This is a genomic window from Chitinophaga hostae (genome assembly GCF_018224885.1).
GTDB classification, from domain to species: domain Bacteria; phylum Bacteroidota; class Bacteroidia; order Chitinophagales; family Chitinophagaceae; genus Chitinophaga; species Chitinophaga hostae.
The window spans coordinates 102,449-122,545 of the sequence record NZ_JAGTXB010000001.1 but is presented as its reverse complement, the minus strand read 5'-3'; the positions used below and the strand labels follow the sequence as shown (position 1 = coordinate 122,545).

17 protein-coding genes are annotated in these 20,097 nt (G+C 45.8%); 10 read left to right on the top strand and 7 right to left on the bottom strand.

What is annotated here, in order from left to right:
* The first annotated feature begins 2 nt into the window (after positions 1–2).
* From KE626_RS00535 to KE626_RS00510, 6 genes are all read left to right on the top strand, one after another.
* Positions 3–305, top strand: a complete 303-nt coding sequence (locus KE626_RS00535; RefSeq protein WP_211970841.1) for a YbaB/EbfC family nucleoid-associated protein — start codon at positions 3–5, stop codon at positions 303–305.
* A gap of 159 nt (positions 306–464) precedes the next feature.
* Entirely contained in the window at positions 465–1,721 is a 1,257-nt protein-coding gene (locus KE626_RS00530; RefSeq protein ID WP_211970839.1) for a PepSY-associated TM helix domain-containing protein, read from the top strand.
* 75 nt (positions 1,722–1,796) lie between these two features.
* On the top strand, positions 1,797–2,759 hold the full coding sequence (locus tag KE626_RS00525; protein ID WP_211970837.1) for a glycosyltransferase family 10 domain-containing protein: 963 nt from the start codon (positions 1,797–1,799) through the stop codon (positions 2,757–2,759).
* A 335-nt stretch (positions 2,760–3,094) separates the two neighbouring features.
* Positions 3,095–3,460, top strand: coding sequence for a DUF7674 family protein (locus KE626_RS00520; protein WP_211970835.1), 366 nt, complete (start codon positions 3,095–3,097; stop codon positions 3,458–3,460).
* On the top strand, positions 3,447–3,989 hold the full coding sequence (locus KE626_RS00515; RefSeq protein WP_211970833.1) for an N-acetyltransferase: 543 nt from the start codon (positions 3,447–3,449) through the stop codon (positions 3,987–3,989). Before KE626_RS00520 ends, KE626_RS00515 begins: the two co-directional genes overlap by 14 nt.
* Positions 3,990–4,133: 144 nt before the next feature.
* Positions 4,134–5,270 carry a tetratricopeptide repeat protein gene (locus tag KE626_RS00510; protein ID WP_211970831.1) on the top strand — a complete coding sequence of 379 codons (1,137 nt, stop codon included), beginning with the start codon at positions 4,134–4,136 and terminating at the stop codon, positions 5,268–5,270.
* On the opposite strand, the gene KE626_RS00505 is transcribed toward KE626_RS00510, so the two are convergent.
* The 5 genes from KE626_RS00505 to KE626_RS00485 form a co-directional block, all read right to left on the bottom strand.
* Positions 5,271–5,954 carry a DUF2306 domain-containing protein gene (locus tag KE626_RS00505; RefSeq protein WP_211970829.1) on the bottom strand — a complete coding sequence of 228 codons (684 nt, stop codon included), beginning with the start codon at positions 5,952–5,954 and terminating at the stop codon, positions 5,271–5,273.
* Positions 5,955–5,964: 10 nt separating this feature from the next.
* Entirely contained in the window at positions 5,965–6,729 is a 765-nt protein-coding gene (locus KE626_RS00500; protein WP_211970827.1) for a hypothetical protein, read from the bottom strand.
* Between the two features lie 27 nt (positions 6,730–6,756).
* Positions 6,757–7,464, bottom strand: a complete 708-nt coding sequence (locus KE626_RS00495; RefSeq protein WP_211970825.1) for a hypothetical protein — start codon at positions 7,462–7,464, stop codon at positions 6,757–6,759.
* A gap of 63 nt (positions 7,465–7,527) precedes the next feature.
* A complete protein-coding gene (gene obgE, locus KE626_RS00490) occupies positions 7,528–8,550 on the bottom strand; it encodes a GTPase ObgE (RefSeq protein ID WP_211970823.1) in 1,023 nt (340 codons plus the stop codon).
* 170 nt (positions 8,551–8,720) lie between these two features.
* Complete coding sequence (locus tag KE626_RS00485) at positions 8,721–9,308, bottom strand: adenylate kinase (protein ID WP_211970821.1); 588 nt, start codon at positions 9,306–9,308, stop codon at positions 8,721–8,723.
* Positions 9,309–9,589: 281 nt separating this feature from the next.
* Here KE626_RS00485 and KE626_RS00480 point away from each other — a divergent pair, with 281 nt between their 5' ends.
* Positions 9,590–12,583 (top strand): serine hydrolase domain-containing protein, encoded by a 2,994-nt coding sequence (locus KE626_RS00480; protein ID WP_211970819.1) that lies wholly within the window; start codon positions 9,590–9,592, stop codon positions 12,581–12,583.
* A gap of 372 nt (positions 12,584–12,955) precedes the next feature.
* On the opposite strand, the gene KE626_RS00475 is transcribed toward KE626_RS00480, so the two are convergent.
* On the bottom strand, positions 12,956–13,411 hold the full coding sequence (locus KE626_RS00475; RefSeq protein ID WP_211970817.1) for a hypothetical protein: 456 nt from the start codon (positions 13,409–13,411) through the stop codon (positions 12,956–12,958).
* A gap of 183 nt (positions 13,412–13,594) precedes the next feature.
* Between KE626_RS00475 and KE626_RS00470 the strand changes: the two genes are divergently transcribed.
* Both KE626_RS00470 and KE626_RS00465 read left to right on the top strand, forming a co-directional pair.
* Entirely contained in the window at positions 13,595–14,635 is a 1,041-nt protein-coding gene (locus KE626_RS00470; protein ID WP_211970815.1) for a COX15/CtaA family protein, read from the top strand.
* 76 nt (positions 14,636–14,711) lie between these two features.
* Complete coding sequence (locus KE626_RS00465; protein WP_211970813.1) at positions 14,712–16,946, top strand: patatin-like phospholipase family protein; 2,235 nt, start codon at positions 14,712–14,714, stop codon at positions 16,944–16,946.
* A 62-nt stretch (positions 16,947–17,008) separates the two neighbouring features.
* Here KE626_RS00465 and KE626_RS00460 read toward each other — a convergent pair whose 3' ends face one another.
* On the bottom strand, positions 17,009–18,010 hold the full coding sequence (locus KE626_RS00460; protein WP_211970811.1) for an alpha/beta fold hydrolase: 1,002 nt from the start codon (positions 18,008–18,010) through the stop codon (positions 17,009–17,011).
* 263 nt (positions 18,011–18,273) lie between these two features.
* On the opposite strand from KE626_RS00460, the gene typA reads away from it, so the two are divergent.
* Positions 18,274–20,082 carry a translational GTPase TypA gene (gene typA, locus KE626_RS00455; RefSeq protein ID WP_211970809.1) on the top strand — a complete coding sequence of 603 codons (1,809 nt, stop codon included), beginning with the start codon at positions 18,274–18,276 and terminating at the stop codon, positions 20,080–20,082.
* The last annotated feature ends 15 nt before the right edge of the window (positions 20,083–20,097 follow it).

The following is a 20,097-nucleotide window of genomic DNA, read 5'->3' as shown; positions in this document are numbered from 1 at the left end:
ACATGTTTGGTGATTTATTTGGAAAGCTGACGCAGATCAAGCAGAAAATGCAGGAAGGTAAAGAGCGTCTGGCCACAGTAACTTTATCCGGAGAGGCCGGTGATGGTGCGGTAAAGGTAACCGTAGATGGCAACCGCCAGGTGAAAAGCATCGATATTGCGGCTCATCTTTTTGCACCTGAAAACAAGGAAGAAATGGAAGATTTGCTGATTACCGCATTAAACCGTGCGTTGAAAGATGCCGAGAATTCCTGGGAAGCTGAAATGAAAAATGCCGCCGGCGGTATGCTGGGTGGTTTAATGTAATATAATTTTAACGGAAGAGGGCGCAAAGGGAAATTTTCCCTTTGCGCCCTCTTTGTGCCAGGGAAACGGCAGTTTTTCCGTTTTGCGTAAATGTTTTTCCGTTTACGATCCTATAATACCCCGCGCGCGTAGTTTCTTTGCCACTACGACCAACTGTATATGAAGATTTTTTTCCGGAGAATACATTTATACCTGGGCCTTACTGCAGGCCTGGTAATTACTATCAGCTGTTTAACCGGCGCGTTACTGGTATTTGAAAAAGAGATAACGGAAGCGTTTAACCACAGCCGCTACTATGTTCAGCCAGCCGGAGAGCGGTTACCATTGGATAAAGTGGCCGCCATGGTAAAGGAGCAGGTACCCGGTGCGGTCATTTCCCGTATACAGTTATTTGCTGATCCTTCCCGCACCATACAGGTACAGTTAGAGGAAGGCAAAAAAGGTGGAAAGAAAGGAGCAAACGCAACAGAAAAAGCTGAAAAGAGCAGTGGAAAAGAGGCCAGGGGCGCTGGGAAGGAACAAAAAGAAGGAACAGGAAAAGCCCCGAAGAAAAGCGGTCGTACGGCCTTTGTAAACCCCTATACCGGCAAGGTAGTGGAGTTGTACAGCTATCAGCAAACATTTTATTACCAGGTATTTTCCCTGCATCGCTGGCTGCTGGCCGGTTCTACCGGTAAAGCCATTACCGGCGCGAGCACCCTCATATTCCTTTTTATCCTTATCACCGGTATTATTCTCTGGTGGCCCAAAACACGCAATATCCTTAAACAAAGGATCAAGGTGAAGTGGGATGGAGGCTGGAAGCGCCTTAACCACGACCTGCATGTGGTACTGGGTTTTTATACTGCGATATTCCTTTTCGTGTCTGTTTTTACCGGGTTAACCTGGTCATACGAATGGTTTAGCAACGGGCTGTATGCGATACTGGGAACATCTTCCAAACCTGCGGTTGCACCGGCGTCCGTTCAGGCGGAGCCTGCCACTGAAGGGAAGCGCATTTCCTATGAAACAGCATTGGCTACCGTGAAACAAACTATTCCGGACGGTCTTTTTTATACGCTTACAGCACCGAAAGACAGCGCCGCATCATTTATGGTGAGCCTGCTGCCGGCAAATGCGCTACACGAAGCGGCTACCACCACCTTCTATCTTGATCAGTTCAGCGGCAAAGTACTGCAATCGCAAACTTTCGCGCAAAGGAACCTGGGGCAGCAAATCCGCGGAACGATAAAACCCCTGCACACCGGCGCTATCTTTGGTACTCCATCTAAAATATTTGCGTTGATCATCGCACTGCTGGGCGCTATTTTCCCCGCCACCGGCACCATTATGTGGATCAACAGAACCCGCAAAAAGCAAAAGAAAGTAAAATCCCCTGCCATTTCCCGGGAAGGCGCCACTGCGCAGGTAGCATAATATTCTTTAATATTGCCGGATGGAAAACGAACAGCGACCTCGTTTTCTCTATTGTAATACTATAAAAAGATAAGAATGCTCAGTAAGCTGACAGCGCTGTTTAGAAAGCAGGTGAAGCCTGTGCCTTATGAATTCAGACCAACACCGGCACATATTGAAGTACTGAATTTCTGGGCGGGCGAAGCAACAGAAGATTTATGGCTCTACCGCTTTGCTGCACGTCAAGGTAAGGGGCTGCTTGCTCCGGACAATACTTTGTCTTTATCGTCCGTTTTCGGCAACAGGGAAATAATCATGAAAAGCCCTGCCAACGCAAAAGTTTTCTTTACGGGTGAAAATGTATCCAAATACGCGGCGTATGAAGATCATTGTCTTGATATAGTGAATCTGTCGCTGGGATTCGATTACCTGGATCACCCCCGTTATATGCGCTTCCCATTGTGGATACAGAATGTTTTTCAGCCCGGCTATGATCTGACCTCGATCCGTGAAACGCTGGAACAAATTACTACCGATACCAGGAATGGTTACCGCTGGAACAAAAACTTCTGTTCGCTGATATGCCGCTTTGATGAAGGCGGACAACGTACGCTGATGATGAATGCCATGAGGCGGATTGAACCGGTTGATAGTGCAGGAGCTTACCTGAATAATACCACGGCCCTGAAAGATCAGTACAACGATGATAAACTGGCTTTTCTGAAAGACTACCAGTTTAACATTTGCCCCGAAAACAGCGACAGGAACGGATATGTGACAGAGAAAATATTTCATGCCATCATTGCCGGTTGTATTCCCATTTACTGGGGAAGCAACAATCATCCGGAACCCGAAGTACTGAACCAGGATGCTATTTTGTTTTATGAAAACGAGGCGCAGCTCCCGGCCCTCGTAAAACAGGTAAGCGATCTGCGTACCAATGAAAAACGCTACCGCGAGTTTGTAATGCAGGATCGGTTTAAGCCCCATGCCGCTGAATACATTGCCGATATGGTAAATGAAGCGGGGCAGCGGATAAGGAAATGCCTGGAGCGATAAGCACTTCCGTCCTGTACATCTTATTACAACATTACCAACCGGTTGTCTGCGTTTTTCCGTTTTTGAAAATACCTTTCAGAAACGGAAGGCTTTTGCGACTTTTTTTATACGCCCCTCTTTAACATTTCCTTAGCTAACCCTTGCCCACACTAAGTTTTAACATTCTGTGCACGGAATGTGGAATAGCATTTGGCATATACTCAGAAATTGAATAACAATGCGAGCCTATCCAAAGCCGCCGATACCGAATCATAAAGCCATGTATTACATCGCTATCGGCGTTATCACGGTTTCAATTCTTGCAGAATTATTACACCATGTGTAAAAAGAAAATTATGATCAATCAATATGAAGTGCCGGCCTGTATTGAAGACACAATACCGGCGCTGAGAAAAGCCCTCCACCAGTTTCCTGCTATATTTCATATATACGACACCGTTAGTTGTTTTGGTGAATATACCGGGCAGCAGTTACGGGAACAAAACTTCCAGGTGGCACATAAGTGTTTGCAGCTGGCTGGCAGGTTATACGAACGGGGTAACGGGGTGGTCAGGGAAGCCATCACCCGTGTTTTTTTGCCGTTGGTTTGCAGTGTTCCCCTTGCGGATGCTGTAAGTAGGATCCGGATGTATTCCCTTATTCCGGATGCGCTATATCCACTTTATATACAACATCAACTTACAGGTAATGGAAACAGATGAGGAGATTGTCGTCCGGTTGGCTACAGCCATGGACGTTGATTTTGCGCTGCCTATTGTGGCGGAGATGGAAGCATCCGCCAAGGCGAGAGGTACAGGTATCTCCAAAAGGGATCCTGCCGCTATCAGGAAAAAGATCCTGGAAGGAAAGGCGGTTATTGCCTTTACCGCGAAAGGCATCTGGGCGGGATTTTCCTATATACAATCATGGGAACAAAACCGCTTTGTATCCAACAGCGGACTGATTGTGGCGCCGGCCTTCCGCGGACAGAAGGTGGCCGCCGCCATAAAAAGCAAGATATTCGAGTTAAGCAGACTGCTGTATCCGTCTGCCAGCATATTCAGTATTACCACCGGTTTGGCCGTGATGAAATTAAATACCCGGCTGGGTTTCGAGCCGGTTACATACGACCAGATTACCCAGGACCCGCTTTTCTGGGAGGGGTGTAAAAGTTGCGTGAACTATCCTATCCTGGCAGGAAAAAATTACAGGAATTGTTTGTGTACTGCCATGCTGTTTCAACCGCAATAAGGCTGGAACAGGAAATCCCTTACAGCGAAAATTACAGCCAGTAACTTAAACCGGCGATGCTTTTGCATTGCCGGTTTTCTAGTATAAGTATTATAGAAAGTGCTGCTGTTTCTTCGTTATCTTTATATCCCAAATCCTATCCTTATGCGCTTAATACCTTTGTTTGCCGTTTGTGCACTGTTAGCCTCCTGTCATGGTAATGGAGGAGAAAACAATGCGGGTAAAAAGGCCCGGCTCAGTTTATCCAGCATCTTCAACCCCGACTCCGTAAAATGGGTAGCCGCCAATACCGGTGGGAAAAGTAATGCAGCGGAGAAGGATTTCCTGAAAGCTATTGACATATACAGGAACCAGAAGAACCCGGCTGGCAGCATAGAAAAATTCAAAAAGGCGATACTATTGCAACCACAGGCTAAAAGCTATTATGAGCTGGGAAATGCTTTGCTGGATAGCCGTAATGCTGCCGATGCCATTCATGCCTATGAAATGGCGGAGTTATTGGATTACAAGCCGTTATCAAAATTGTTATATAACAAAGCCTGTGCGTTTTCCGTTTATCAGAATAAAGATTCCGCAAAATACTACCTGCTGGCAGCCATTGAGTTTGGATATAACAATTTGAACAATGTGCTGAAAGACCCCGACCTGGAATTTGTAAGAACAGAAATGCCTGGCTTTAAGTCGGCCGTAATGGAAGCTTTCAGCGGCGCCGGCGATCCGGAAAAATTGGAATGGAACCTTTATGCCACACAGTTCAAACCGTTAACGATGCCCTTAACGATTGACAAGGCATATGCGAAAGAACTGGGAGAAAACTTTATCTCCTATGATTTTGAAATGTATGTAGCCGAAATGAGGGATGCTAAATTTTCAAGGGATGTGGGCAGCTCCTTTTACTATGTAGGAGAGGTGAAAAAGACGACGGATTTCAAAACCCTGATATATGCGATCAGCGATGCCTATATGGCCGAGGATGAAAAGCTGACGGATGTGCCATGCTATTACTATATGGTGAGCTATACCAACAGTGGAAAGCTCATTGATAAAATATTGGTGGCGGGACAACAGAAGTATGATGGCCCTTTCCGTAAGGCCGTGATTGCCGGTGGTGGAGATATTGAGCTCACGGACTATAAAATTGAATATGAAAAAGATCCTGAAAAGGACGGATTTAAGGATAACCCGGAGAAGTCGAGAACAGAGATAAAGAAAGAAACTTTTGTAGTGACTGCTGATGGTCATTTTTCTCCCAAAACACAGCAGCTGGCGTTGAATAAGTAATTAAATTTTTATGGCGGCGGTATCTTCCCCGGAAGATGCCGCCGGTCTTATCCCCATACGTTTTATCAACCCTCTTTTTATCAGCAGCTCTGCTATCAATAAATTTATTGTCCAGCTTAACCAGGAAATAGTGATGTAGGCTGTTGCTGGTCTCAGTGGCATATGCATCAATCCCAGGATCAGGGCATATAAGCGGAGTGTGAGTGCCGACAAGGTAAGTGCATAGCTTCGCAGCATCCAGGTAATATGTTCCGGCCATCGCCCTTGCATAGCGCTTCTCCAGCCCATGATCGTGCTGGCTATCCACAGAATAGACAGGAGCACAAAGCTGATCCGTGCATATATCCCGCCGTTGGAGTAGAAACCCATGATGAGCCCCGTGGGGCCGCTGAGAAAAACGACCACCAGTGCATAAGTTTTTCCGCTGTTGCGATGCAGACGCGGATATTTATCCAACAGGTATTTGCTGAACTGCAGCAGCCCGGTGAGCAATGCAATAATGCTGATGAAAACGTGAATGTAGAAGCTGATGCGCCAGTGGAACAGGTGATACACGCGCTGTTTGGTGATCAGGAAATCAGTATACTTTTCAAATGCCGTATAGGGAATGGTTAGTAACAGCATCAGCCATGCCCCATAGAGTATAGCCGTTACAGTTAGTATCCATCCGATTTTTTTCAACATGATGCGCAGTTTATAGTCCCATTACAAACTCGAGGCTGTCGATCTGTACGCCGTTTGTAGAGATGGAGCCATCTTCCTGATCCCTGTTGAGCAGGATTTTGTATTGGTTGGTGCGTTCTTTAAAGTGGGGGTTCTTTTCCCAGGAAATAGAAAGGGTGCTGTCGTTCAGTTTTTGGTAAGTGCCTCTGATGCGGAGCATCTGGTTAGCATAGGTTGTGTCATTTATTTTCTCATATAGTTGCAGCATACAGCTACCATCTTCGTTAAAGGAAAGGTCGCTTTTGCTGTCGGAATTATCTATCAGGAAGAAATTAAAGGTGTTGCCTGTCATTGCATAGTTTTCGTTGGTATTTTCTGCGTTCCGGTGCAATGCAAGGTTTTTTTCTTTGAGGGTGCTGTTGTTCAGCGGCTTCCAGCTGCCTTTAGCGTTGTTGAATTGCTCATCAAAGGTAAGTATGAATTTTCCATCGAAGGGATGATCTCCGGGTTCGCTGAGGGTAAGTATCCAGGTATTATTTTCTTTTGTCATTTCGCCCCGCAGGTTACGGCGTAGTCCTTTATGTACGTTGTACCCGGCCACATTTTTTCCATTGGCGTAATTCAGGATGATATATATGGGAGCGCCGCCGAAGTCGCCGGTATAGGTGCCGGGGAGTTTGCCGAGCGCCAGGCTGTCGCCATTTGCGGAGGGTGCCGTGTTTTTCTTGTCTGCGGCGGGTTTGCAGGCATAAAACAGCAACAGCGCTACAAGCAGGGAACCGGTTAAATTTTTCACAGGTCTTTTTTGTAAATATAATTTTTATCAGCCTTTAAACGACACATCGATTACCAGTAGTTTATTGATTTTATCTGGTGTATTTTTCCTGCCTCCATCCAGCCGGATGTAATAGCGGCTGATAGCGATATGGACCGGTGGTTCGGGAAAATTACCAAGTTGGGCTACCAGCGCATAGGTTGCCGGGGAGCCATGTCGTTTTACATGTTCCCGTAAAGTGTGGATGCTGGCAGGGGGGAAGCGGCTTTTTTCTGCGGAGGTATATTTCCTGCACACAAAGAAGTTACTGGCTTCGGCTGTCAGGGTTTCCCAGGGGGAGCGATAATGTTTCCATTGCAGCAGGGGTTCCCGGCCGATGACGGCGCTGGTTTCGTAGCACTGGAATACCTTTATCTGCCGGGCTTCCCCGGTGGTAACAGCGAGCATTTGTCCCTCAATGGTATGGCGATAGTCCAACCAGAAAAAAAGCGTATCCGGATGCAGTTCAAAATCGTTGCGTTTTTCATCTGGTTTTATCCAGTCGAGCGAAAAGTAACAACTCCCAAAACGGATATAGGTAGTCGAGTCGCGGCTTACCACGTTTACTTCGTTGGAAGCTACTTTCAATGATGGCGCCGGCGGGGCTACCAGCTGCATCGTATCAATCTGCACCGGTCGCACATGTTTAGGCTTGGGGGATTGTTGGCAGGCAGTCAGCAACACCAGGGTGACTGCAAGAAAAAAAAGTGTTTTCATGGTATACGGGATACTGTAACGAACATTGGCGTCAGAAGGTTTTCCCCGTAAATCCGGAAACAGTTACTCTGCGTCTACGGTAGGCGTATCTATCTTCCTGTTAAGGGCTTCCCACAAGATATCCTTTAATTCACTGAGCCCCTGGTTTGTAACAGATGAAATAAATACATGTGGTACATCTTCCGGTAGCTCCGCAGATATGGCGGCTTTCAGCTCATCATCCAACATGTCGCTTTTGCTGATTGCCAGCAGAAACTGTTTGTCCAGTAATTCGGGATTATATTGTTCCAGCTCATTTACCAGTACCTCAAAGTCTTTGCGGTGGTCTGAGCTATCTGCTGGAATAAGGAATAATAATACGGCGTTTCTTTCAATATGTCGTAAAAATCGGTGTCCTAATCCTTTTCCTTCGTGTGCGCCTTCAATAATGCCGGGTAAATCGGCAATACAGAATGATTTGTTGTCGCGGTATTCCACCATGCCCAGCTGGGGAGTGAGGGTAGTGAAGGCGTAGTCGGCCACTTTGGGTTTGGCTGCGGTAATAGTAGACAACAGGGTAGATTTTCCGGCATTGGGGAAGCCTACCAGGCCCACATCTGCCAAAACCTTTAATTCTACTACTTTCCAGCCTTCCGAACCTGGCATACCAGGTTGTGCATATTCCGGTGTTTGGTTGGTGGCAGATTTAAAAAAGGCATTACCTTTTCCTCCTTGTCCGCCCGGAATCCAGATCAGCTCTTGTCCGTCGTGCAGAATTTCTGCTTCCACGCGACCGGTTTCTTCGTCTTTTGCCTGGGTGCCGAGTGGTACTTCAATGATAATATCCTTACCAAAACGACCGGTACAGTTATCGCCGCTGCCGTTTTCGCCGTCTTCTGCGAGCAGGTTTTTGTGCCAGCGAAGGTGCAAAAGGGTCCACAGTTGTGAGTTTCCCCTTAAAATAACATGCCCTCCTCTGCCACCGTCGCCACCATCGGGGCCGGCTTGCGCATTAAATTTGGTACGCATAAAATGCATACTACCTGCACCACCTTTCCCTGATTTACAAAATACACGGATATAATCTACGAAGTTCGCTTTTTCCACAATGCTCTGATTTTAAAGCTGTTGCTTCCATTACAACAGAAAAACAAAACGCAAAGATCGTGAAGTTTAAGCTAATTAGCACCATCAGGTGCTATGAGCCGTCTACTTACAATCTTTGCGTTGTATAATAAGAAGCTGAAATTCTTTTTGGTAGCGGTTTCCCGCTTTAATTATACTCTTTCTCCTACCAGTTCATCCAGTTCTTTGGATAACAGTTCGAAGACTTCCTCTTCGGTGCCATCACCTTTCACTTTCTTGAACTTGCCAAATTTGGCATAGTGATCAGCCACAGGAGCGGTTTTGTTATGATATTCCACAATACGCGCTTTTACCACATCCTCAGATGCATCGTCGCTGCGGCCGGAGGTTAAACCACGGTTCAGCAAACGCTTGATCAGCGCATCTTCCGGTACTTCCAGGGACAGTACCACTGAAATAGATGTTTTCTTCAATGCCAGCAGCTTATCCAGCGCCTCTGCCTGCGCAGTGGTGCGGGGAAAACCGTCGAAAATGAAACCACGTGCTTCGGGATTAGCGTCCAGTTTGGAACTGATCATCCCAATCACTACTTCATCCGGAACCAAATGGCCCTGATCCATGAACTTCTTAGCTTCAAGACCCAGTGGGGTTTTATCACCAATTTCACTGCGAAGTAAATCGCCGGTAGACAGATGAATAAGTCCGTACTTCTGGATAATATTAGCACTTTGTGTACCCTTGCCGCTACCGGGAGGGCCAAATAAAATGAGATTGACCATGTTTTATTTAAATCTACTTTACTCGCAAGGCTGCAAATATATGAAACAGATGAATGTATTGGTAATTAAAATTACGATTGATTAAACTAAATGTAAATATTCTGACAAAATAGTAAACATATTTTAATTTTTTACCAGAATTCCTAAATTATCTTCAACAGGCTATCCTAATTTACCAAAATACTTTCTATCTAACAAAATCATATGATCATTATTAGTAATTATTTGATATTCAGTGTGCCCGCTCTGGATTTACGCCTGAATATTTGTAAGTTTATGAAATGAGGAAACAATTATTGGTTGCAGGACTAACTGGTCTGATGATGACGGGGAGCGCCATTTCTGCGCCCCTGATGTTTAAGGACAAAAAGAAACAAAAGAAAACCACCACAAGGCAAGCAACGCCACAACAGGATAACGCCTCACAGTGGGCAGACAGCGTGTTTCAGTCGCTCACCCAGGAAGAACGAATTGCACAGCTGATCATGATAAGAGCTCATTCCAACCTGGGACAGGATCATATCAACGCCGTTATTAAAGATATACAGGACAACAAAGTAGGAGGAGTGATATTTTTTCAGGGAGGCCCGGTTCGACAAGCAGGGTTAACCAATTACTATCAGTCTATATCCAAGGTACCGCTGCTGGTTGCCATAGACGGCGAGTGGGGGCTGGGTATGCGTCTTGACAGTGTAATATCGCTGCCCCGCAATATGATGATAGGTGCTGTACAAGATACCACCCTGGCTTATGACGCGGGGAAACTCATGGGGGAGCAATGCCGCCGCCTTGGTATTCATATCGATTTCGCGCCGGATATGGACGTAAACAACAACCCTTCCAACCCGGTTATCAACGACCGCTCTTTTGGTGAAAACAAGTACCAGGTAGCCCGCATGGGCGTTGCCACCATCCGGGGAATGCAGGATGTCGGCGTTATGGCCTGCGCCAAACACTTTCCCGGCCACGGCGATACCAATGTGGATTCCCACCTCGATTTGCCCACTATCAACAAAACAAGGGAACAACTGGATTCGCTGGAGCTATATCCCTTCCGGGAAGCCATTGCAGCCGGTGTGGGATCTGTTATGATCGCTCATCTTTATATTCCATCTATCGATAAAAAACCCAATACACCCACCTCCATTTCTTACAATGCAGTTACAAAACTGCTGAAAAATGAGCTGGGTTATAAAGGGCTGATCGTAACCGATGCCCTTGAAATGAAAGGCATCGCAAAATTCTATACGAAAGGACAGGAATCCTTACAGTCGCTGCTCGCAGGGAATGACCTGATGATATTACCTTCTACCTCCGCAGGCAGCGTTGAGGCTATTAAGAAGGCCATCAAAGCTGGCAAGATAAGCCAGGACGAGGTAGATGAACGGGTGAAGAAAGTATTGCGGGCCAAATACAACCTGGGGTTATCGAAGCCGCAGCATGTTGATACTGACAACCTGGCCGCCGACCTTAATGCAAAAACAGATACGCTGCGTAAACGGATTGCTGAAAGCGCCATTACGCTGGTACGTAACGATAAAAAACTGGTGCCGTTTTCTCCCGCTATGGTCCAGCAAAAGCTGGCTGTAATAGCCATCGGAGCCGATGCCGGCAACACCTTTCTGCAAACCGTAAAGGAGTATAAACCTGGTACGGATGCGTTTATTTTTACTTCCCGCCAGTCGGTAGACCAGATCGCGCCTATTGTATCCCGCATTCAGCGAGACTATAAAGCCGTTATCATCAGTTTGCACGACTATAGCCGGCGGCCAGCCAACAACTTTGGCCTTACCATGGCGGAACGCCTGATCATCCGGCAGCTGCAAACGGAAATGCCGTCTGTTACCGTGGCATTTGGTAATCCATATGCCATCCAGTATTTCTGTGATGCCCCGGCCATCATTGCGGCGTATGAAGATGATAGTACCACCCAGAAAGTGGCGGCAGACCTGTTGTTTGGTAAACTGGGCCCTTCGGGGAAGTTACCGGTAACGGTTTGCCCAGCGTTGCCTTCCGGTACAGGCATCACCTACAAAGTGAACCAGTTCACTATTTTGCCCACCGCCACTGCAAAGGAAGCCGGTGTTGATGAACAAACCCTGGCAAAAATAGATGGTTTTGCCAATGATATGATTACCCACAGCGCCGCACCAGGCGCACAGGTACTGGCGATGAAAAATGGAAAGGTGATCTATAACCGCTGCTTTGGTCATTATGAGTATAATAAGCAGGAACCGGTTTCTCCAACATCTATCTACGATCTGGCCTCGGTAACAAAAATTTGCGCTACCACATTAGCCGTAATGCGCCTTTACGACGAAGGGAAACTCAACCTGGATGCCACTCTTGGCGTATATCTTCCCCTGGTGCTGGGTACCGACAAGGCCGGGTTGCGTATCCGGGATGTATTACTGCACCAGGCCGGGCTGGTGGCTTTTATTCCTTTTTATAAAGAGACACTGTATCCGAATGGTCATCCGGACACCGTATTGTATCATAAGGTACCCGATCCTTCCCATACCGTTCGCGTGGCGGAACAGATGTACATGGAAAACAGTTATGTAGATACCATGTGGCGGAGGATCCTGGATAGTAAACTATCGCCGCATCAGGGTTATGTATATAGTGACTGTGACTATATTTTTCTCGGAAAAATTGTAGAGCAGCTCACGGGGAAACGGCTTAACGACTATGTCCGGGAAACATTTTATGTTCCGATGGGATTAGCTACCACGGGCTTTTTGCCGAGGGAGCGATTTGCTTTACCGGAAATTGTACCTACGGAAAGGGAGTACTCTTTCAGAATGCAGCAGCTGCGCGGCGATGTGCATGATCCCGGCGCAGCCATGTTTGGCGGCGTTTCCGGCCATGCCGGATTGTTTTCCACAGCAAATGACCTGGGAGTGATTATGCAGATGCTGTTGAACAAAGGCTCATTCAATGGAGTGCAATATATAAAGCCGGAAACAGTGCAGCTGTTTACCGCCTATAATAGTAACATCAGCCGCCGCGGTTTAGGATTCGACAAACCCGAGAAAGACAATGCTACACGAAGGGAACCTTACCCGGCTAAAAGCGCTTCTGCGGCTACTTTTGGACATACTGGGTACACAGGTACCTGTGTATGGGCAGATCCTTCCTCCGGCCTCGTGTTTATTTTCCTGAGCAACAGGGTATATCCTAACGGTGGCGCCAATACGAAAATATCTGCATTGCGTACCCGGGAAAAAATGTTTGAAGCAGTGTATGAAGCGATAGCAGCAGTTAGCCATTAGCTTTTAGCTGTTAGCAAGCGGAAAGAATATGGCGGAGGTAAAAATTATAAAGCGAATGACCAAAGCAGCGGTTAGCCATTAGCTTTTAGCTATTAGCAAGCGGAAAGAATATGGCGGAGGTAGAAAATATAAAGCGAATGACCGAAGCAGCGGTTAGCCATTAGCTTTTAGCTATTAGCAAGCGGAAAGAATATGGCGGAGGATAAAAATTATAAAGCGAATGACCAAAGTGGATGTAAATTTTCTACATACTTTGGTCATTCGCTTTATATTTTTTGCCTTGGGCCTTTTGCCTACGCCTTATGTCCTTTTCCTTTCGCTATATTCTTTCCGCTTGCTAACAGCTAACAGCTAATAGCTAATAGCTAATAGCTACTTCGTTACCGAAACGCTTCTGTTAACCAGGGTCTGGGTTTTGATAGCAATTGCTTTTTCCGCCAGTTTAGTTTTTCCGCTTCTGATTTCGAAAATGTAGTCGCCGTCTTCCAGGGAGGCGAGGTTATAGCGTGCTTCGAAACGCAGGGTGGCTGGCAAAGTTTCGCGGTGCAGGGTGTTATTGAAGTTGTCTTTTATGTAAAGCGTCAGCCTTTCATTGCCTGGATTATCAACAGACAGTTGAAATAAGAGTTGATCTTTTTGCAGTTGTGTGATATGAACATCAAAAGATTCAACTGGTGCTGGTGTTCCCGGTTTTTCGTGCGCCAGTCTGGATGCGTTATACGCAAATGTTTGAGACTGTGCTGCCGCGTGTAAAATTGGGAACAGGATAGTAACAAATAATAACAATGCTGCTTTGGGTGCTAAGAAAACAAAACGTAAATGTTTCATGACTTTATTTTTTTAATATGTTGTCTTTGTTAATGAGGGCGGTATTAGCTAATACAATGGTGCCGTTTAATTTTTCGATGCAAAGCTCCGACCTGTGGATTAACAGAACATTACGCCTTTGTTAAAATAATGTGAGTATTTAGCACCCTTGTTCGCCATTCATTCCCTATTTTTGCACCGTTTATGGAAGCAGTAACAATAAAAGATAGTCGCCCGGTTGCCATATGGTTATATATAGGCGTGGGCATGTTGATAGTACAGGTTTTGCTGGGCGGAATTACGCGCTTAACCGGTTCCGGCTTATCTATTACTGAGTGGCAGCCACTGCTGGGTGCGTTTCCTCCTATGACCGAAGAGGCATGGCAGCGTGCTTTTGAGGGCTATAAAAAAATAGCCCAGTATCAGTACATCAATAGTCACTTCACCTTGTCTGACTTTAAGTTTATTTACTTCTGGGAGTGGTTGCACCGCGACTGGGCCCGGTTGATGGGGTTGGTGTTTATTGTGCCGTTCATTTATTTTGTTATTAAGAAGAAGATTAATAAAAGTATGATCAATCCCATGGTCATATTATTTGTGCTGGGTGGTTTGCAGGGACTGATCGGGTGGATCATGGTAAAAAGCGGTCTGAACGAAGAGAACCTGTATGTAAACCATATCCGTTTGGCGATTCATTTTATTTCTGCGCTAGTGCTGTTGTGTTATGTATTTTGGTTTGCGCTCAAGCTGAGCGTGCGTTCTACGGAGATATTAGCGGTGCCGGGTTTAAAGAAACTAAATATCTGGTTACTGGTATTGCTGCTGGTGCAGCTGATATATGGCGCTTTTATGGCAGGATTGCATACCGCGCTGGTAGCCAATACATGGCCCGATATCAATGGTACCTGGGTGCCTGGTGGAATGTTTACACAGGGAGGATTTACGGCCGATATAGCACATAATCCCATTACTATCCAGTTTATACATCGCGGGCTCGCTTACCTGATCACCATCCTGATTGCAGTTTGGTGGTGGAAGGCGGCACAAACACCCACTAACAGCCTTTTGCACGCTATCCGCTATCTGCCGTTACTACTGGTATTATTACAGGTGTTACTGGGCGTACTTACCTTGTTAAACAGCCAGGTGAAAATACCCGTTAGCTATGGTATTTTGCACCAGGGCGTTGGAATGCTATTGTTGTTATCGCTGATCTGGACACTTTTTCTTAGCCGGGGCAAGTAAATAAAGCCTTCTGCTTTTCGCTTTAAAATCAATAATTCCGTAAATTTTCCGTAGGTTTATTTGTAATAATCGTCTGATGAAGGTGAAGTTATTACTGATAAAAACTTACTATTCTTTCCCTATACAGTTACTGCTCCTGCATTTCAGGAAGTACCAGGTGTTACTTATTTTTTGGGTGATCCTGTTTAGCACCATTAACGGCGGTTTTGCCAAGGTGTTTGGCGGAGATGCCCTTTACCTGGCGCCAGAGTATCTGGGCAAAGTTAATTTCTACAGCACGACTATTCTGGGATTAGCAACAGGTATGTTTATCATGAGCTGGCAAATTACCACGTTCATCCTGCATACCGGCCGCTTCAAATTCCTGGCTACTACTTCACAGCCTTTTTTCCGTTACTGCCTGAATAATGCTATTATTCCCATGGTGTTTATTCTCAGCATACTTTACCGGGGCTGGGAATATCAGCGGTACGAGCAGTTGAGTACCATACCCGATATTATGTTGCTTGGCGAAGGATATATTTGCGGCGTGCTGTTTATCTTCTTCTTCTGTTTCTTTTATTTTTTTAATGCAGATAAAAATATTGGCCGCCGGCTGGAAAAGCGTTTTGGAAATCCCCGGAACTTCCTGCGTATGATCATGAAGCCCACGCAGGAGCCGGATGAAAATGCGTTACCTGTTCATAACTATTTTTCCACGCCCTGGCGTATCAGAAGGGCCCGGAACGTGGACCACTATAATAAGCATTATCTCGACAGTATTCTTAAGCAACATCACTTTGCGGCCATGATCACCGTTGGGTGCTCCCTGATTTTCCTGGTGATATTGGCATATTTGATGGACTATGATTTTTTCCGGATTCCTGCCGGCGCCAGTGTATTGATATTTTTCGCTTTCCTCATTGGAGTGGCGGGAGCTTATTCGTATATGCTGCAAACCTGGTCTATACCCATTTTACTGGTGATGCTGTTTGGATTAAACTGGATGGTAGAACATAACTGGGTGGATAACCGTAATAAAGCCTATGGGCTTAACTACCGGCAAAAAAAGGAACGGCCGGAATATAGTGTGGCTGCTTTACAGCAGTTTTTTACCAGGGAAAGATATGAGGCAGACAAAAAACAAACCATCGCGGTTTTAGATAACTGGAGAAAGAAATTCCCGGCAGATAGGAAGCCGCCATTGATTGTGATGAATTTTAGCGGTGGCGGCAGCCGGTCGGCTACCTGGAGCGTCAACGTTTTGCAGCGGCTGGATAGCCTGTTACAGGGCCGTTTAATGAAACACACCGTGCTGATGACCGGGGCTTCCGGCGGGATGCTCGGGGCCACTTATTTCCGGGAGCTCTATTACGAGCAACAACAGGGGAAACCGATCAGACTTTCCAATTACGTATATGCGGAAAGGGTATCGCGGGATCTGTTAAATTCTGTATTTACATCTATGGCTGTCAATGATTTTATTACGCCGTGGAGAAGTTTCAGCATGGGGAAAAATCAGTATGCAAAGGATAGGGGCTATGCGTTTGAAATGCAGCTGAATGAGCACACCGACAGCATACTGGATAAATCATTGAAAGACTATCAGCAACCGGAAGCGAATGCGGAAATTCCTATGTTGATCTGGAATGCCACCATCAATGCAGATGGGCGCCGGTTAATGATTTCGCCACAGCCCGTCAGTTACCTGTGTAGTCCACAGTATCTTTACCCAACCCGGCAAGTGCGGGATATAGACGGAGTGGATTTTGCGCAGTATTTCGCCGCCCAGGATGCCATGAATCTGCGGGTAACCAGCGCGATCCGCATGTGTGCCACCTTTCCGTATGTTTTGCCGAATGCGTTTTTGCCGAGCAATCCCATTGTAGACGTGATGGATGCCGGCATTCGGGATAACTTCGGTCAGCAAACAACGCTGCGTTACCTGTATACCTTTAATAAGTGGATCAACGAAAATACAAGCGGAGTGGTGTATATTCAGATCCGTGACACGCGGAAGAACGATATTTCTCCTATCAAGAAAACAAAGGATCTCAGCGATCTGTTGTTTGAGCCATTGTTTACCATGCAGCAGCATTGGAGCGCCATGCAGGATTTTGACCAGGATGATCTGCTGAATTATATGGAAGGATATTTTCCTGATAAATTTCACCGGGTTATTTTCCAGTATGTGCCACAAAAGCAGGACAAGGCAGCAGCTTTATCCTGGCATCTTACTTCCCGCGAAAAACTGGATATAGCCCATGCGCTGGATAACCCCGCCAACCAGAGCGCGTTGGAATATGTGGTGAAGCTGCTGGAGCAAAAGTAGGGGGTTGGTTTCGCTGCTTTGCAGATAAAACTACAAATGTTACTGCTCTTAAAGTTCGTTTTCTACTCCTGCAAAAACTTCAGCAGTGGTGTAATGAATTTCGTATATGCTTCAATGTGGGGAAGATGTCCTACACCTTCAATCGGCACCAACCTAGCATGTGGGATTTTTTGCGCGGCATTTTTCCCCAATTCAGGATAGTTTCCCATGGTTTTACGAATATCTTCCGGTACGCTGGCTTTGCCGAGTGCGGTACGGTCGCGCTGCCCGATAATCAGAAGGGTAGGGGTTTGGATGTTTTCAAGTTCGTATAACACCGGTTGTGTAAAAATCATATCGTAGGTAAGGGCGGAGTTCCATGCTACCTGCGAGTAGTCGGGGCTGCTGATCCAGCTGGCCTGCAGCTGTGCCCATTTATCGTAGGCAGGTGACCATTTGCCGGCATAGTAGCTGTCCATCATATACTGTTTGATCTTGTCATAGCTTTGCTGCAGTTCTGCTTTGTACCATTTATCTACAGATTGATACGGCACTTTTACTTTCCAGTCTTCCAGCCCTATGGGGTTTTCAAGAATCAGTTTTTCGGTGACTTCTGGATACATGAGGGCAAAGCGGGTGGCCAGCATGCCTCCCATAGAATGGCCCAATATGGCGGTTTTGGTTATTTGCAAGCTATCGAGCAGGGTTTTGGTGTTTTGAGCCAGTTGCTGAAACGAGTATTGAAAGTGAGCGGGTTTGGCTGATTTACCAAAACCAACCTGGTCTGGTATAACCACCCGGTATCCATTATTACTTAAATCGGCTGCAGTGCTGTCCCAATAAGCGCCGCAGAAATTTTTGCCATGCAGGAGTACAATGGTTTTGCCATTTGGCTTAGAGGGTTGTATATCCATATAAGTCATTTGCAGTTGCTGTCCTTGTATCTGTAGCTTTAAGAAGTGAACGGGAAAGGGATATTTGTATTTAGAAAGGGTAATATCCTGTGCTGGTATTTGCTGAGCTTGTAAGGGGCAATAAATAGCTATAAAGCAAGCGATTAGGAGCAAGTAACATATCTTCTTCATTGCAATAATTTGAGCCGTGTAAAAAGGGTTGGACGGAACAAAATTGACGCCACAAAACTATTTGATTGCCATATTTGCTTATAATTAATTGTAAATCAATGGTTGTCAGTGTGTTGCAGCATAGATCTGCCACATGACTAAATGATTACATTTATTTAAAACGTGTTTCCTTCATTCTCGCTAGGTTTTCGTACCTTTGCGCCTTCTTTTTGTAGCTATTAGCGTAAATTTTGTTAATGGCTGATGGCTAAAGATTTAAGTATATGAACATTCGTAATATCGCAATTATTGCACACGTAGACCATGGTAAAACTACCTTGGTTGACAAAATCCTTCATCAGGCTAATGTATTCCGGGCTAACCAGGAATCAGGAGAGCTGATCATGGATAGTAACGATCTTGAGAGAGAACGTGGTATCACTATCTTCAGTAAGAACGCTTCTGTTGAGTACAAGGGAACCAAAATCAATGTGATTGATACTCCAGGCCACGCCGACTTTGGTGGTGAAGTGGAAAGGGTATTGAAAATGGCTGATGGTGTTATCTTGCTGGTAGATGCTTTTGAAGGACCTATGCCTCAAACACGTTTTGTGTTGCAGAAAGCCTTACAGCTGAATCTGAAGCCAATTGTTGTTATCAACAAGGTAGATAAAGCTAACTGTCGTCCTGATGAAGTACATGACGCAGTATTTGAATTGTTCTTTAACCTGGACGCTACAGAAGAGCAATTAAACTTCCCGACATTTTATGGCTCTGGTAAAAATGGCTGGTTCAACAGTTCATTAGAACAGTGCGAAGATATTTCTCCGTTGATGGATGGCATCCTGGAATATGTTCCACAGCCAAAAACTCCGGAAGGTAATCTGCAGATGCAGATCACTTCACTGGATTACTCTTCCTTCCTTGGCCGTATCGCTGTAGGAAAGGTTGCCCGTGCTTCCATTGAAGAAGGCCAGTGGGTTACTTTAATGCAAACAGATGGTACCAGCAAAAAGCAGAAAGTGCGTGAGCTGTATATCTTTGAAGCATTGGGTAAGAGGAAAGTAACCCAGGTATTTGCCGGTGATATTTGCGCGGTAGTAGGTATTGAAGGTTTCAACATTGGTGATACTATTGCTGATGCAGAAGAACCGGAAGCATTGCCGATCATCAGTGTGGATGAACCTACCATGAACATGTTGTTTGGTATCAACAACTCTCCGTTCTTTGGTAAGGATGGTAAGTTTGTTACTTCCCGTCACCTGCGTGATCGTTTGATGAAAGAAACTGAAAAGAACCTTGCACTCCGTGTAATGGATTCTGACAGTGCTGATAGCTTCATGGTATATGGTCGTGGTATCCTGCACTTAGGTGTATTGATTGAAACGATGCGTCGTGAAGGTTACGAATTAACTGTTGGTCAGCCACAGGTAATCGTGAAACATGTAGATGGTAAAAAATGCGAACCGTACGAAACCCTGGTGGTAGACGTTCCGCAGGATTTTGCCAGCAAGGTAATTGACCTGGTAACCCGCCGTAAAGGTGAGATGCTGATCATGGAAACCAAGGGTGAAATGCAACACCTGGAATTTGAAATTCCTTCCCGTGGTTTGATTGGTTTGCGTACACAGATGCTGACTGCAACTGCAGGCGAAGCGGTAATGGCGCACAGGTTTAATGACTACAAACCATGGAAAGGTGCTATCCCTGGCCGTAACAACGGTGTGCTGATTGCGAAGGAAGCTGGTACTACTACCGGTTACTCGCTGGATAAGCTGCAGGATAGAGGATCTTTCTTCGTTGATCCGGGAGAAGAAGTGTACAAGGGTATGATCATTGGTGAAACCAATAAACCGGGTGACCTGGTGGTGAATCCAAACGAAGGAAAGAAACTGACCAACATGCGTGCGAGCGGAACCGATGGTGCTGCTAACATTGCGCCTAAAATACTGATGACACTGGAAGAATGTATGGAGTACATCCAGCATGATGAGTGTATTGAGGTAACGCCTAACTTTATCCGTATGCGTAAAACCATCCTGGATGAAGAGGAACGTAAGAGATCAGCAAAGAGCATGAAAGCAGAAGCTTAATTGCTTTTATTAGTA